This window comes from Flavobacterium sp. FG139 (assembly GCF_057809695.1).
This window is the reverse complement of the sequence record NZ_JBMDKL010000020.1, coordinates 31,993-46,465: the sequence shown is the minus strand read 5'-3', so window position 1 is coordinate 46,465 and position 14,473 is coordinate 31,993. Positions and strand designations below refer to the sequence as shown.

Genomic DNA, 14,473 nt, shown 5'->3' with positions numbered 1-14,473 from the left:
ACTGAGAAAAACCTGCTACCGAGAAAAGTAAAGCAATAATCAGTAAAGTAATTTTCTTCATTAACAAGAAGTTTTTAGTTAATTAATTTTTAGTTTTAGTTTTGTTTTAATCTCCAAATTTAACAAAATTTATAAATAAAGTCGTAAAATCAATTATTTTAACTAAAGAAATTTGTGCATATTAATTAAGCTTGCAGATAATCGATTATTTGTGCATTTTGTCTATTTTTGCAAAAGAAAAAAGAGTTATGTTAGAAAAAGAAAAAATAAATTTTGAAAAAACGGTCATTGTTGGAATAGTAACTCAGAATCAAAATGAAGAAAAACTGATTGAGTATCTTGATGAATTAGAGTTTTTGACTTTTACAGCTGGAGGAGAAGTAGTAAAGCGTTTTTGGCAAAAGATGGATAAACCCAATCCTAAGACCTTTTTAGGAACTGGGAAAATGGATGAAATAGCACTTTACATTAAAGAAAACGATATTTCTACCGTTATATTTGATGATGAATTATCGCCTTCACAGCAAAAAAATATTTCTAAAATATTAGATTGCAAAGTATTAGACAGAACCAATTTAATTCTTGATATTTTTGCTCAGAGAGCAGAAACTTCCTATGCTAGAACTCAAGTTGAATTGGCTCAATGTCAATATTTATTACCCAGACTTTCTGGAATGTGGACGCATCTTGAACGTCAAAAAGGAGGTATTGGTCTTCGTGGTCCTGGAGAAACCGAAATTGAGACCGACCGTCGTATCGTTCGTGATAGAATTGCTTTATTAAAAGAAAAAATCAAAACTATAGACAGACAAATGTCGGTTCAGCGTGGCAATCGTGGCGCAATGGTTCGAGTAGCTTTAGTTGGTTATACCAATGTGGGAAAATCTACCTTAATGAATGCTGTGGGCAAAAGCGATGTATTTGTAGAAAATAAATTGTTTGCTACTTTAGATACTACCGTTAGGAAAGTAGTGATAAAAAACATGCCTTTCTTGCTTTCCGATACCGTTGGATTTATTAGAAAATTGCCAACTCAATTGGTCGAATCTTTTAAAAGTACCTTGGATGAAGTTCGTGAAGCCGATTTGCTGCTTCATGTTGTAGACATTTCACATCCCGATTTTGAAGATCATATTGAATCGGTTAATCAAATTTTGATGGACATCAAAAGTAATGACAAACCAACTATTATGGTTTTTAATAAAATTGATGCCTATAAACATCTAACCATTGATGAAGATGACTTAATAACCGAAAAAACGTCTAAACATTACACACTAGAGGAGTGGATGCAAACTTGGATGAATAATGTAGGTGAAAAAAATGCACTGTTCATTTCTGCTACTGAAAAAGAAAATTTTGAGCAATTTAGAGAAGTGGTTTATGAAGCTGTACGAGCAATTCACATAACGCGCTTCCCATACAACAAATTCTTATACCCAGATTATAAAGATGCTATAGATAAAGAAGAATAAAAAAAGCCCTTAAATAAGGGCTTTTTTTATAATATGTGTTTTCTAAAAACCATAATTAACTCCTAAACCAATAACTTGTCGGGTTTGAAATCCAGAAAAAGCATTGTCGTCATAAATAGTCTGAAAAGCCAAATTGGTAGACAAATATTTATTCACTTTCATGGCAATATTCAAAGTATAATCAACATCAATGTTTTCTGGTTTTTCCGAATAATTAGAATACAAATTCAAAATATTTTCTACCGTAACATTTTCCATCAATTTGAATTTGTAATACCCATTAACGGCGGCACCAAATTCATAACGGCTAGATTCTCCTTGAAGCACACCAAATGATGGACCTAATTCTGTAAAATGTTTATGAACTACAATTAATTTAGAAGTGGCTGGAGCCAAGTTAATCTTTAAATTATCACTTTTTTTCCAAAGCATTCCGGGACCAAATTGAAGATAAGCAGGAGAAAAGAAATGTGAGGTTTTAACACCCGATTCAAATCCAGAATCAAATTGGGTTTTAAAATTTATAAACCCTGAATAAAACCACTCGCCACCAGCTTTTTTTCCTAACAAAGAGCTTATTTGAAAACGGTCATCCGATTTTTGCATTTCTTGGTACTTAATTTTGGTAAGTCCATAAGCTGCAATTAATTTATTATCCCAAGTCCAACTATCGCTTTTATAGTTAAGATCATAATTCAGCCCAATACTTCCCGAAACATTACTCTGACCACCAGCTAACCAATTGTTAAAAGAAGCTTGATTGGCTAAAAAAGTAAACATTCCTTTCTTTTCCCAACCATTAGGCTTTTCTTGTGATATTTTTGCAATTATTTCTTCCGTCTTTTTAAGAAATTCTTTTTCACTCGTTTGAGCAAAAAGACCATTATATATAAAAAGCAAACCTATAATCAGAACAACTTTCTTCATTCTTAGTAACGTTTTTAAAATTCGGTGCAAAAGTAAAAATAGTATCTACTTAGAACAACTCTTTATGAAAAAACTAACACTAAAAACTAAAAATTTATGAACTATTTCGATTTTTTAAACAATGGAACCGCCGAACAAGCTTCGCCATACATGACGCTTTTAGCAACCAACTGAAGTTGTTGAATTGCAAATACATAAGCACTTTCGGGTACGGGTTTTTTAGAACAGCCTTTTAAGATAATTGGTTTGTCTTGATAAATCGAATAATCAATTTTGGAAAGAATATCTTGATACAGTGAAGTTTCTAAATCGGATACCGTTCCTAAGACTACTTTTTGAGCAAAAGGCGCCACATAGGTAGTCACTAAAATACTTGCCCAAGCAGGGATTATGGCATCGGTCGCACAATGAATTGCTACAAAATGATCTTGATATTGCGACCAATCATGCGCTTTTAATGCTTCACGAAAATCTTTTTCTTTCAAAAGAAAACCCTCGTAAAGCCATTGCGAAATATCAATCTGTGTTCTAACTCCCTTTGGATAATAATCTTCCAAATCGAAAACTTCGAGCACCGAATTGGCTACTTTATTGATTATTTCTTCCATTTATTAAAATCTCTAATGATTTTTAATCTGAATACTAAAATAATGTGTCCAAGTTGAATCTTTCGAATCTTTCCCAGAAACAAAATATTTTAAGATCCCTCTTTCTTTATTCTGTTTTGGCACAAGTATATCGAGTTGAACCTCTTCTTTGCTATTTTCAATTTTTAAATTTGAAATGCCAGGGCCTGCAAAAGATAATTTTATTGGGTCTATATTTTCTAGTTTTATTATTAGCTTTGATTTTACATTCCATTTAATATAGGATTGTCCATTCTCTAATTTTATAATCATTTTTTGATTTCCTCGTTGGAAAATAAAATCATTTTTTTGAAATGTATTCCAACCCACAAATAAAAGAGATACTAAAATCACTAGACTAATATTCTTTTTCATTTTCATTTTCATTTTCATTTTCATTTATAATAAAAACCAACTTATAACATTCCCAACTCTAACTTAGCTTCTTCACTCATTAAATCTTTACTCCATGGCGGATCAAAAGTAATTTCTACTTCACACGATTTAACGGCGTCTATTTTCGTTATTTTTTCTTCTACTTCTCTTGGCAAAGTCTCGGCCACTGGACAATTTGGCGAGGTTAAAGTCATCAATACTTTTACTTCGTTATCCTCATTAATCATTACATCGTAAATGAGTCCTAATTCGTATATATCAACCGGAATTTCTGGGTCATAAATACCTTTTAAAACCTTTACTACGTTTTCTCCTAAATTGATTTCGTCTTTAAATTCTTCCATAATTTTTAATTCTTAGCATCAAATGCCAAAGCATACATTTTAATTTGTTTTATCATCGAAACCAAACCGTTAGCACGAGTTGGTGACAAATGTTCTTTCAATCCTATTTTATCAATAAATTCGGTATTAGCCTCCAAAATATCCGCTGCTTTCTGATTGGAAAAAGCTCTAATCAAAATGGCAATAATACCTTTAGTTAATATTGCATCACTATCAGCAGTAAACACAATTTTGTTATCATTTTCTTCTCCATGAACCCAAACTTTGGATTGACATCCTTTGATAATGTTGTCTTCTGTTTTGTATTGATCATCGATTAATGGCAATGATTTACCAAGTTCAATGATATACTCGTAACGTTCCATCCAATCATCAAACATCGAAAACTCATCAACAATTTCGTCTTGTATCTCTTGTATTGTCATTTTTGTTATACTGATTTAAGCTATTCTTTCTTTCCTAACGCTACTATTTTATGTACCAGTTTTTCAATTTCCACAGGTGGAAAACCGTGGTCAAAATCGAGTGTTTGGTATTCTTTTTCTTTGTACGTTACTTTCAAATTGGCTATAGCCGCACCATCATAAAACCGCTTTTGAGTTGGATCTTTATAAGTGGCCAAACTGTCTAAGGGTATAGTTTCAAAATCACTTACCAATTCCTTCCAATCAGCATCAGATATGGTACTAGCATCGCCTTTACTTTCATCTCCTCTCGTTGTATTAACAAACACTTCGTGATTTTGGATGGTGATTTTCTGATAAAATCCTCTCGTATTCGCAGTGTATACAATTTCGGCGTTGGCCAAATCATTTTTAGCTTCCTGAGAACATCCTTTTGCCATAAAAATGGTAATTAAAATTAAGGAAATAGCTTTCATAGTTTTATCGTTTTAAGACAACATTGTTTTGGCTTTTTTAATCGCTTCTACAAAGATATCAATTTCTTCTTTAGTGTTATAAAAAGCGAAACTGGCTCGAATTGTTCCTGGAATTTTATAAAAATCCATTATCGGTTGGGCACAATGGTGTCCAGTTCGTACTGCTATACCTAATTTATCGATAATCGTGCCAATATCATACGGGTGAATGCCTTCAATATTAAAAGAAATTACGGATGTTTTTTCTTTCGCAGTTCCGAAGATTTTTAACCCTTCTATCTCTAATAATTTAGCCGTTGCATAGTCCAACAATTCATGTTCATATGCGGCTATGTTTTCAAAACCTATTCCGTTTAGATAATCTATCGCAGTTCCTAACACGATTCCGGCTTCAATATTGGGTGTTCCGGCTTCAAATTTATGAGGTAAATCGGCATAGGTTGTTTTTTCAAACGAAACCGTAGCAATCATTTCGCCACCACCTTGATAAGGAGGCAATTTTCGCAACCAATCTTCTTTTCCATATAAAATTCCAACGCCTGTTGGTCCGCAAATTTTATGTCCAGAAAACACATAAAAATCGCAATCTAAAGCCTGAACATCGGGTTTTAAATGCGGCGTTGCTTGTGCGCCATCAATCAAAATCGCAGCACCCACTTGATGTGCTTTTTCAATCATATAGGCAATAGGATTAATCGTTCCTAATGCATTGGAAATGTGATTCACCGTAACAATTTTAGTTTTTTCAGAAAGTAATCGGTCAAAATCTGACATAATTAACTCACCGTTTTCATTCATCGGAATGACTTTCAAAGTCGCTCCAGTTCGTTCACACAACATCTGCCAAGGCACAATATTACTATGATGCTCTAAAGCCGAAACCAAAACCTCATCGCCAGCTTTTACAATCGATGCAAAACCATTGGCAACTGCATTAATAGCATGTGTCGTTCCGGATGTGAAAATCACTTCATGTGGAAATTTAGCATTGATATGATTTTGGATTTTTCCTCTTGAAACTTCATACGCATCTGTCGCTAATTGACTTAAGGTATGCAGGCCACGATGAATATTTGCGTTAATTTCTTCGTAATATTTAGTTATCGCATCTATCACTACTTTAGGTTTCTGCGAGGTGGCTCCGTTATCGAAATAAACCAACGGTTTTCCGTTTACTTTTTGGGAAAGTATAGGGAAATCAGCACGTATTTTTTGAATGTCTAACATTTGTTTATTTAGAATTTTTCTAAATACAAAAGTAATACAATTGAAATTGATTTTTACCAAACAGATGTTAATAAAATCAAAGTTTTATAGAACATTAATTTCACAAATTACTACAGATTAGATTTTAAATTTGTGCCAATCTGTGAAATCTGAGTTCATTATTTCCTAAATTGCATCAAAATCATACTTTAAATGAAAAAATTTCTGAAAATCTTCGCGCTGCTTCTTGTTGCTGCTTTAGTTTACCTACGAATTTCAATTTATCCGCAACTCGATTTAATTTCAGGTTTTTCGGCCAAAAGTGTGGCTTCAGGACATTTTTTAGATCATCGTTCCGTTCCAACCATTGAGCAAGGCGACAACGATATTGATAAAGTGAATTGGGCCACCAACACCATTGATGAGAATGGAAAATTTGCAGTTTCATCAGTTCACGGATTGAAAGAACGCAAAGCCATTTATCGTGAAGGTTTGGGTGCAACCTTGATTAATGATGATTTTGATGTTACCAAACCCTATGAAGTTCCGAAACGAACGAAACCTAATACTAATTTACCTTTTCCGTATGGAAATTTAGACCCAAAAGACACCCTTTTTTCTAACATTGATTATAAAAAATTAAATGCAATAGTAGCAAATGCTTTTGATAAAAAAGGAGAAAAAAGCAAACGAACTCGTGCCGTAATTGTTATTTACAAAGACAAAATTATTGCCGAAAAATATGATACGGGCTTTGATAAAAACTCCAGAATCTTGGGTTGGTCGATGACTAAAAGTCTGACTGGAACGTATTTTGGAATTCTGCAAAAACAAGTTAAAATCGACATCATGAAACCAGCACCTATTGCCGAATGGAAGAACGATGAGCGCAAAAACATTACCATCAACGATTTGCTTCATATGAATTCGGGCTTGGCTTGGGAAGAAGATTATTCTAAAATTTCAGACGTGACCCAAATGTTGTTCCAAGCGGAAGACATGAGTCAGTCTCAAGCCGAAAAACCTACTGCATTTAAACCCAACACACACTGGAATTATTCATCAGGAACTACCAATTTGCTGAGTGGCATTTTACGAAAACAATTCAAAACCCATCAAGAGTATTTGGATTTTTGGTACACCAATTTATTAGACAAAATAGGCATGAATTCGGCAATTGTAGAAACTGATATGGCTGGGAATTTTGTGGGTTCATCTTATGGCTGGGCCACCACTCGAGATTGGGCAAAATTTGGCTTATTGTACCTACACAAAGGCAATTGGAACGGCGAACAACTATTTGACGAAAGTTGGGCAAAATATGTGGCTACACCAACCAATACTTCTAACGGAAATTACGGTGCTCAATTTTGGTTGAACGCTGGTGGAAAATTCCCAGATGTGCCCAAAGACATGTATTATTGCAGCGGCTATCAAGGACAAATGGTAGCCATTTTTCCAAGCCAGGATTTAGTAATTGTGCGCATGGGATTAAGCGAAGAATTTGATTTTAATGGATTGTTGAGTGGGGTTGTTTATTCTATAACCGCAAAGAGCGCAAAGTAAAAAAACACAAAGAGCGCAAAGATTTTATACCTTGCGCTCTTTGCGTAAATCTTAGCGACCCTTGCGGTTAAAAATTACAAATCAAACCCCAAATTCACTCCTAATTTATTAGCAATAATCTTAGTAATGCGTTGTTTCAATTCCGGTATTTTAATGCTTTCAATCACTTCGTTAGAAAACGCATACATCAACAAAGCTTTAGCTTCTTTCTTTGGAATTCCGCGTTGTTGCATGTAAAACATGGCGCTTTCGTCCAATTGACCTATCGTGCAACCGTGTGAACATTTCACATCGTCAGCAAAAATTTCCAATTGTGGTTTGGCGTTGATGGTCGCTTTATCACCAATTAAAATATTATTATTTTGTTGAAAAGCATCCGTTTTTTGCGCTTCTTTTTCTACAAATATTTTTCCGTTGAAAACACCTGTTGAACTATCAGCCAAAATGGTTTTGTAGTTTTGATGGCTTTCGCAATTTGGCGTTGCGTGATTTACCAGTGTATAATGATCCACATGTTGCTTATCGCCAATAATCGTAATTCCTTTCAACGTCGAATCGATTCGTTCGCCAAAATGATAAAAATTCAAGTTGTTTCTAGTGATGTTTCCACCAAAAGAAAACGTATGAACCGAAACTCTACTTTCTTGTTTTTGAGATATATACGTGTTATCAATCAAGTTAGCCGATTGCAAATCGTTTTGAATTTTATAATAATCAACGATGGCGCGTTTTTGAGCGAAAATCTCCGTAACGGCATTGGTTAATACCGGATTTTCATTCAAACTTTGATGTCTTTCAATAATTTGAACGTGCGCATTTTCGCCTACGATTACCAAATTTCGTGGTTGCACCATCAAAGCATCTTCTTTTCCTGTAGAAAAATAAATGATTTCGATGGGTTTTTCAACCACTTTACTTTTCGGAATATTGATGTAGGCACCTTCATTGGCGAAAGCGGTATTCAATGTTGTTAAAGTTTCATCCTTGCTCGCAATTTTATTGAAATACTCGTCAATAACCATTTTGTATTTGGGTTTGGTCAATGCCGATGACATCAAGCAAACATCAACTCCGTCGTGCGTAGTTGCTGATAGAAATGAGGAGAATTTTCCATCTACAAAAATCACTTTGTAGGTGTCAATTTCGTGAAGAAAATACTTTTTTACTTCCGCAAATTCAATAGCATTCTCATGTTTTGGAAAAACGGTGAAGTCATTTTTTAAAATGGCATTCAGCGATGTATATTTCCATGCTTCCTCTTTTTTGGTTGGAAACCCTTTATTTTCAAAGTTTTTTATAGCCGAAGTACGTACATCATGCAACTCAGAAGTCACATCGATTTGCTCTTCGAACGCCATAAAAGACGAGATTAATTTTTCTTTCAGTTCCATATTAAACTTCTAATTCAGCTTTAATCCAGTCGTATCCTTTTTCTTCCAATTCGTAAGCCAATTCTTTTCCGCCCGATTTTACGATTTTTCCATCCATCAAAACGTGAACGAAATCCGGAATAATATAATCTAACAAACGTTGGTAGTGCGTAATTACTAACACTGCGTTGTTTTCGTTTTTCAATTTGTTTACACCATTGGCCACAATTCGAAGTGCGTCAATATCCAAACCTGAATCGGTTTCGTCTAGAATCGCGATTTTTGGCTCCAACATTGCCATTTGGAAAATTTCGTTACGTTTCTTTTCTCCACCCGAAAAACCTTCGTTTAACGAACGAGATAAGAACTTTCTGTCCATTTCTAATAATTCTGATTTCTCACGAATTAACTTCAACATTTCGTTGGCAGGCATTTCGTCTTGCCCGTTAGCTTTTCTCTTTTCGTTAATAGCTGTTTTGATAAAATTAGTAACAGAAACTCCTGGAATTTCAACTGGATATTGAAACGATAAGAAAACACCTTTATGTGCTCTTTCTTCTGGAGCTAATTCTGAAATATCTTCACCTTCTAAAAGAATTTCTCCTTCAGAAACTTCGTAATTTTCATTTCCTGCAATGATGGAAGAAAGTGTTGATTTTCCGGCACCATTTGGTCCCATAATCGCGTGAACTTCTCCAGCTTTTATCTCAAGATTAATTCCTTTTAATATTTCTTTGTCTTCAACTGAAGCGTGTAGATTTTTTATTGATAACATAATTAATTTGGAAATTTGATAATTTGGAAATTTGGAAATTCCAAGTTTATTTTTGTTTAGATGTTATTATTATTTTATTGACTATTCGTGATATATTATTTATTTGTTCAATTAATTCATCTGTGTTTGGGTAGTTTTCTGAATATTTACAGAGTTCTAACCAATATGTTGTTTCTTCTATTTCTTTTGCAGCAATTTTAAATTTATGGATGAAATCTGCTTTACTTTCTGAGTTTTGTGCTTCTCTTATATTTGCTCCAATTGATGTTCCAGATTTTAAAAGTTGATTTGCAATTACAAATTTTTTGGTCGACTGTAAATCTTCGCAATACTTAACAATTTCTAATGCAAATTGAAACGTTAATTTTATAATTACATTTTCCTTTGCTTCCATTTTCAAATTATCCTACGGAACCTTCTAACGAAATTTCCAATAATTTTTGAGCTTCAACCGCAAACTCCATCGGTAATTTATTCAAAACTTCTTTACTGAAACCATTTACGATTAACGCAATAGCTTTTTCCGTTGGAATTCCTCTTTGGTTGCAATAAAATACTTGGTCTTCTCCGATTTTGGATGTTGTTGCTTCGTGTTCGATTTTGGCACTTGAATTTTTACTTTCGATGTACGGAAACGTATGGGCGCCACAATTATTTCCCATTAAAAGAGAATCACATTGTGAGAAATTTCTAGCATTGTCTGCATTAGCACTAATTCGAACCAAACCACGGTAACTATTTTGTGATTTTCCTGCTGAAATTCCTTTAGAAATAATCGTCGATTTAGTGTTTTTTCCTAAATGCACCATCTTAGTTCCGGTATCCGCTTGTTGGAAATTATTAGTAACAGCAATCGAGTAAAATTCGCCTATTGAATTATCGCCTTTTAAAACTACTGAAGGATATTTCCAAGTTACGGCCGAACCTGTTTCTACTTGTGTCCATGAGATTTTGGCGTTTTTTTCACAAATTCCTCTTTTGGTTACGAAGTTAAACACACCACCTTTTCCTTCTTTATTTCCTGGATACCAGTTTTGAACGGTTGAATATTTAATTTCAGCATCGTCTAACGCAATTAACTCCACAACAGCCGCGTGCAATTGATTTTCGTCACGACTTGGTGCGGTACAACCTTCTAAATACGAAACATAACTGCCTTCATCAGCAATTAAAAGGGTACGTTCAAATTGACCTGTACCTGCCTGATTGATACGGAAATACGTTGATAATTCCATCGGACATTTTACACCTTTCGGAATGTAACAGAAACTTCCATCCGAAAAAACAGCCGAATTTAAAGCGGCATAAAAGTTGTCTCGTTGAGGCACAACCGTTCCTAAATATTTTTGAACCAAATCTGGATATTCGCGAACGGCTTCCGAAATACTCATGAAAATAATGCCTTTTTCTGCCAATGTTTTCTTGAAAGTAGTCGCTACCGAAACCGAATCGACTACAATATCCATAGCGACATTGTTCATCATTTTTTGTTCGTCGACAGAGATTCCCAGTTTTTTGTACATCGCCAAAAGTTCAGGATCAACATCGTCGAGTGTTTTGTTTGGATCTGCTTTTTTGGGTGCCGAATAATACGAAATAGCTTGAAAATCAGGTTTTTCATACTGCACATTTGCCCATTCTGGTTCGACCATTTCTTGCCAAGCACGAAATGCTTCAATACGCCAATCGGTCATCCATTGCGGTTCGTCTTTCTTTTTTGAAATCGCACGAACAATATCTTCATTTAACCCAATTGGAAACGTCTCCGAATCCAAATCGGTGTAAAATCCATATTCGTATTCTTTATTTTCTAATTCGACTTTTAAGTCGTCTTCTGTATATTTTGCCATATTTTTTATAACGAGAATGATTCTCCGCAACCACAAGTTCTGCTGGCATTCGGATTGTTAAAAACAAATCCTTTTCCGTTCAATCCGCCCGAAAACTCTAAAATTGTACCTGCTAAATACAAAAATGATTTTTTCTCCACGGCAATTTTTACATTATTATCTTCAAAAACCTTATCGTTTTCGCTCAACTCTTTATCGAACTTTAATTCATACGACAAACCTGAACAACCGCCACTTTTTACGCCCACACGAACGTAATCTCTGGCCGCATCAAAACCGTCTTCTTGCATCATTGCAACGATTTTTTTACTTGCATCATCTGAAACTTTGATCATAGCTTATTTTAATTTTGTCTAAATAACAGGCAAAGTTACTACAATTATCTATTTTTTCAACAAATACTAACATTTTTATAACGAATGACTGGATAGAAAAAATTGATTTTAACAGTTGCGAAACCAACCTATTTAGTAAATTGCAACGTTTTAAATTTAAAAATAATGAAGCTATATCCTATTGAAGCTGGAAATTTCAAATTAGACGGCGGTGCCATGTTTGGTGTGGTACCGAAAACCATTTGGAACAAAACCAATCCGGCCGATGAAAATAACCTCATTGATATTGCCGCAAGATGTCTTTTAATTGAGGATGGAAACCGGTTAATTTTGATTGATACGGGCATGGGGAATAAACAATCGGAGAAATTTTTCAGTTATTATTCGCTTTGGGGAACGCATTCGTTAGACAAATCGTTAGCGAAATATGGTTTTCACCGCGATGACGTGACCGATGTTTTTATGACTCATTTGCATTTTGATCATTGTGGTGGAAGCGTGAATTGGAACAAAGACAAAAGTGGCTACGAAGTGGCTTTTAAAAATGCAAAATATTGGACCAACGACAACCATTGGGAGTGGGCAACGAAACCAAATTCGAGAGAAAAAGCCTCTTTTTTACACGAAAATATTATTCCAATGCAAGAAAGTGGACAACTAAATTTTATTCAAAGGCCTGAAGGAGATTTCTTATCAACTTCCGAATTGGGCTTCGGAATTTTCTTTGCCGATGGCCATACCGAAAAGCAAATGATTCCACACATTCGATACCAAGATAAAACCATTGTTTTCTGTGGTGATTTACTAGCAACCGCTGGGCATATTCCGATTCCGTATGTGATGGGATATGATACAAGACCTTTGTTAACCTTAGATGAAAAAACCAAATTTATGAACGCAGCAGCAGATAATAATTATTATTTAATGCTCGAACATGACGCACATAACGAAATCATAACTGTCGAAAAAACTGAAAAAGGCGTTCGTTTAAAAGACGTTTTTCGCTGCGACGATATCTTAATCTAATGTTAATGATTTATAAGATTGTAACAAAACGCAATATTTTTATACCGATTACTAAAATAATTTATACAAAATGGAATTAATAAAACCTATTTATGTTTCTGCAATAGCGCTTTTAGCCTGTGCTTCATTGAATGCACAACAGAAATCAGACACCAAAACATTTACAACAAAAAAAGCGGCTTTGACCGAAGTGCAAAAAAAGCGCTGGAGTGATTTAGATTTAGCCAAAGATTCTATTCCTGGAATGAGCGTTGATAAAGCATATGCCGAATTGTTAAAAGGGAAAAAAGGAACAAAAATCATTGTTGGAGTAGTCGATTCTGGTTTGGATATTGACCACGAAGATTTGAAAGGAAAAATTTGGACCAACAAAAAAGAAATTCCCGGAAACAATATCGATGACGATAAAAACGGATTTGTAGATGATGTTCACGGTTGGAACTTTTTAGGAGAAGCCACAGATGAAAATCTAGAACTGACTCGCATCGTTAAAAAAGGCGACGATGGATCGGAAACCTACAAAAATGCAAAAGCTGAATTGGATAAAAAGTTGGGCGAATTAAACCAACAAAAGCCTCAAGTAGACATGATTTCGAAAGCCGATAAAGACATTCGTGACTATTTAAAAAAAGATAAATATACCCTTGCCGATTTGAAAGCTATTTCTACTACCGATGCTGGTTTAGGAAGAAGTAAAATGATCATGACCAGTATTGCAACGCAAGCTGGAGAAGGTTTTCAAGACGAAATTAAATCGTATGTTGATTATGTTTACGATCAATTAAACTACAACTTGAATGTTAATTTTAACGGTAGAAAAGTAGGTGACAATCCAGATACTATGGAAATGACGCATTACGGTAACGGAAATGTAAAAGGTCCAGATGTAGAAGATGCGCTTCACGGAACACACGTTGCTGGAATTATTGCTCAAATTAGAGGAAACGACAAAGGTGGTGATGGTGTAGTAGCGGATAATGTAGAAATTATGGCAGTTCGTGCCGTTCCAAATGGAGATGAGTATGACAAAGATATCGCATTAGCGATTCGTTATGCCGTTGACAATGGTGCTAAAGTCATCAATGGAAGTTTCGGAAAAGACTATTCTCCTCACAAAGAATGGGTTTGGGATGCTATCAAATATGCGGCTAGCAAAGACGTTTTAATTGTTCATGCTGCTGGTAATGATGCTAAAGATGTAGATACAGAGCCTAACTTTCCAACAGACGAAGCTAATGGAAAAGAAATTGCAGATAACCTAATCACAATTGGCGCTTTAAATAATGTTTATGGTGAAAAAATTGTTGCTGATTTCTCTAACTATGGTGCTAAAAACGTAGATGTTTTCTCGCCTGGAGTTGAAATTTATGCTACCGTTCCTAATAACCAATACAAATACGAACAAGGAACGTCAATGGCTTCACCAAATGCGGCTGGAGTTGCGGCTTTAATTCGTTCGTATTATCCAAGTTTAACGGCTTCTCAAGTGAAACATATTTTAATGGATTCTGGAACTGCAATTACTGAAAATGTAATTGTTGATGAAGAAAAGAAAAATGTTCCTTTTGCAACAACGTGTGTTTCGGGTAGAATTGTAAACGCCTACAACGCCTTGCAAATGGCAGAGAAAATGTCGAAAAAGACCGCTCCAAAAAAAGGAAAAAAGAGTAAAAAATAAGACACTGAAGGAAGGTTAA

Annotated in this window: 16 protein-coding genes; 4 read left to right on the top strand and 12 right to left on the bottom strand. The window is 34.7% G+C overall.

What is annotated here, in order from left to right; genetic code table 11:
* Positions 1-248 precede the first annotated feature (248 nt).
* A complete protein-coding gene (gene hflX, locus ACODSI_RS14300) occupies positions 249-1,475 on the top strand; it encodes a GTPase HflX (RefSeq protein ID WP_488917543.1) in 1,227 nt (408 codons plus the stop codon).
* A 42-nt stretch (positions 1,476-1,517) separates the two neighbouring features.
* On the opposite strand, the gene ACODSI_RS14295 is transcribed toward hflX, so the two are convergent.
* From ACODSI_RS14295 to ACODSI_RS14265, 7 genes are all read right to left on the bottom strand, one after another.
* Entirely contained in the window at positions 1,518-2,402 is an 885-nt protein-coding gene (locus ACODSI_RS14295) for a DUF3078 domain-containing protein (RefSeq protein WP_488917542.1), read from the bottom strand.
* Between the two features lie 101 nt (positions 2,403-2,503).
* The gene (locus ACODSI_RS14290) at positions 2,504-3,010 is read right to left on the bottom strand and encodes a DUF2480 family protein (protein ID WP_488917541.1); all 507 of its coding nucleotides are present in this window, start codon (positions 3,008-3,010) and stop codon (positions 2,504-2,506) included.
* A 12-nt stretch (positions 3,011-3,022) separates the two neighbouring features.
* The gene (locus ACODSI_RS14285) at positions 3,023-3,403 is read right to left on the bottom strand and encodes a hypothetical protein (protein WP_488917540.1); all 381 of its coding nucleotides are present in this window, start codon (positions 3,401-3,403) and stop codon (positions 3,023-3,025) included.
* A gap of 41 nt (positions 3,404-3,444) precedes the next feature.
* On the bottom strand, positions 3,445-3,768 hold the full coding sequence (locus tag ACODSI_RS14280; RefSeq protein WP_488917539.1) for an SUF system Fe-S cluster assembly protein: 324 nt from the start codon (positions 3,766-3,768) through the stop codon (positions 3,445-3,447).
* Positions 3,769-3,773: 5 nt separating this feature from the next.
* On the bottom strand, positions 3,774-4,193 hold the full coding sequence (locus ACODSI_RS14275) for a SufE family protein (protein ID WP_488917538.1): 420 nt from the start codon (positions 4,191-4,193) through the stop codon (positions 3,774-3,776).
* Positions 4,194-4,213: 20 nt separating this feature from the next.
* Positions 4,214-4,648, bottom strand: a complete 435-nt coding sequence (locus ACODSI_RS14270) for a hypothetical protein (RefSeq protein ID WP_488917537.1) — start codon at positions 4,646-4,648, stop codon at positions 4,214-4,216.
* Between the two features lie 12 nt (positions 4,649-4,660).
* Positions 4,661-5,875 (bottom strand): aminotransferase class V-fold PLP-dependent enzyme, encoded by a 1,215-nt coding sequence (locus ACODSI_RS14265; RefSeq protein ID WP_488917536.1) that lies wholly within the window; start codon positions 5,873-5,875, stop codon positions 4,661-4,663.
* Positions 5,876-6,067: 192 nt separating this feature from the next.
* On the opposite strand from ACODSI_RS14265, the gene ACODSI_RS14260 reads away from it, so the two are divergent.
* A complete protein-coding gene (locus tag ACODSI_RS14260) occupies positions 6,068-7,420 on the top strand; it encodes a serine hydrolase (RefSeq protein ID WP_488917535.1) in 1,353 nt (450 codons plus the stop codon).
* A gap of 74 nt (positions 7,421-7,494) precedes the next feature.
* On the opposite strand, the gene sufD is transcribed toward ACODSI_RS14260, so the two are convergent.
* Genes sufD through ACODSI_RS14235 form a run of 5 tightly spaced genes read right to left on the bottom strand, consistent with a single transcriptional unit; the run spans position 7,495 to position 11,750 of the window.
* Positions 7,495-8,811, bottom strand: coding sequence for a Fe-S cluster assembly protein SufD (gene sufD / locus ACODSI_RS14255; protein ID WP_488917534.1), 1,317 nt, complete (start codon positions 8,809-8,811; stop codon positions 7,495-7,497).
* A 1-nt stretch (position 8,812) separates the two neighbouring features.
* Complete coding sequence (gene sufC / locus ACODSI_RS14250) at positions 8,813-9,565, bottom strand: Fe-S cluster assembly ATPase SufC (protein WP_488917533.1); 753 nt, start codon at positions 9,563-9,565, stop codon at positions 8,813-8,815.
* A gap of 46 nt (positions 9,566-9,611) precedes the next feature.
* A complete protein-coding gene (locus tag ACODSI_RS14245; protein ID WP_488917532.1) occupies positions 9,612-9,959 on the bottom strand; it encodes a four helix bundle protein in 348 nt (115 codons plus the stop codon).
* Between the two features lie 7 nt (positions 9,960-9,966).
* Positions 9,967-11,415, bottom strand: a complete 1,449-nt coding sequence (sufB, locus tag ACODSI_RS14240; RefSeq protein ID WP_488917531.1) for a Fe-S cluster assembly protein SufB — start codon at positions 11,413-11,415, stop codon at positions 9,967-9,969.
* 5 nt (positions 11,416-11,420) lie between these two features.
* The gene (locus tag ACODSI_RS14235; protein WP_488917530.1) at positions 11,421-11,750 is read right to left on the bottom strand and encodes a HesB/IscA family protein; all 330 of its coding nucleotides are present in this window, start codon (positions 11,748-11,750) and stop codon (positions 11,421-11,423) included.
* Positions 11,751-11,915: 165 nt separating this feature from the next.
* Between ACODSI_RS14235 and ACODSI_RS14230 the strand changes: the two genes are divergently transcribed.
* Both ACODSI_RS14230 and ACODSI_RS14225 read left to right on the top strand, forming a co-directional pair.
* Complete coding sequence (locus tag ACODSI_RS14230) at positions 11,916-12,776, top strand: MBL fold metallo-hydrolase (protein ID WP_488917529.1); 861 nt, start codon at positions 11,916-11,918, stop codon at positions 12,774-12,776.
* Positions 12,777-12,846: 70 nt separating this feature from the next.
* On the top strand, positions 12,847-14,454 hold the full coding sequence (locus ACODSI_RS14225; protein ID WP_488917528.1) for a S8 family peptidase: 1,608 nt from the start codon (positions 12,847-12,849) through the stop codon (positions 14,452-14,454).
* The last annotated feature ends 19 nt before the right edge of the window (positions 14,455-14,473 follow it).

Bases quoted from the DNA above. Each gene is read 5' to 3' on its own strand.
- hflX (WP_488917543.1), top strand. From the start codon at position 249: ATGTTAGAAAAAGAAAAAATAAATTTTGAAAAAACGGTCATTGTTGGA.
- sufB (WP_488917531.1), bottom strand. From the start codon at position 11,415: ATGGCAAAATATACAGAAGACGACTTAAAAGTCGAATTAGAAAATAAA.
- ACODSI_RS14235 (WP_488917530.1), bottom strand. From the start codon at position 11,750: ATGATCAAAGTTTCAGATGATGCAAGTAAAAAAATCGTTGCAATGATG.
- ACODSI_RS14270 (WP_488917537.1), bottom strand. From the start codon at position 4,648: ATGAAAGCTATTTCCTTAATTTTAATTACCATTTTTATGGCAAAAGGA.
- ACODSI_RS14230 (WP_488917529.1), top strand. From the start codon at position 11,916: ATGAAGCTATATCCTATTGAAGCTGGAAATTTCAAATTAGACGGCGGT.
- ACODSI_RS14225 (WP_488917528.1), top strand. From the start codon at position 12,847: ATGGAATTAATAAAACCTATTTATGTTTCTGCAATAGCGCTTTTAGCC.
- ACODSI_RS14260 (WP_488917535.1), top strand. From the start codon at position 6,068: ATGAAAAAATTTCTGAAAATCTTCGCGCTGCTTCTTGTTGCTGCTTTA.
- ACODSI_RS14275 (WP_488917538.1), bottom strand. From the start codon at position 4,193: ATGACAATACAAGAGATACAAGACGAAATTGTTGATGAGTTTTCGATG.
- ACODSI_RS14245 (WP_488917532.1), bottom strand. From the start codon at position 9,959: ATGGAAGCAAAGGAAAATGTAATTATAAAATTAACGTTTCAATTTGCA.
- sufD (WP_488917534.1), bottom strand. From the start codon at position 8,811: ATGGAACTGAAAGAAAAATTAATCTCGTCTTTTATGGCGTTCGAAGAG.
- ACODSI_RS14285 (WP_488917540.1), bottom strand. From the start codon at position 3,403: ATGAAAAAGAATATTAGTCTAGTGATTTTAGTATCTCTTTTATTTGTG.
- sufC (WP_488917533.1), bottom strand. From the start codon at position 9,565: ATGTTATCAATAAAAAATCTACACGCTTCAGTTGAAGACAAAGAAATA.
- ACODSI_RS14295 (WP_488917542.1), bottom strand. From the start codon at position 2,402: ATGAAGAAAGTTGTTCTGATTATAGGTTTGCTTTTTATATATAATGGT.
- ACODSI_RS14280 (WP_488917539.1), bottom strand. From the start codon at position 3,768: ATGGAAGAATTTAAAGACGAAATCAATTTAGGAGAAAACGTAGTAAAG.
- ACODSI_RS14265 (WP_488917536.1), bottom strand. From the start codon at position 5,875: ATGTTAGACATTCAAAAAATACGTGCTGATTTCCCTATACTTTCCCAA.
- ACODSI_RS14290 (WP_488917541.1), bottom strand. From the start codon at position 3,010: ATGGAAGAAATAATCAATAAAGTAGCCAATTCGGTGCTCGAAGTTTTC.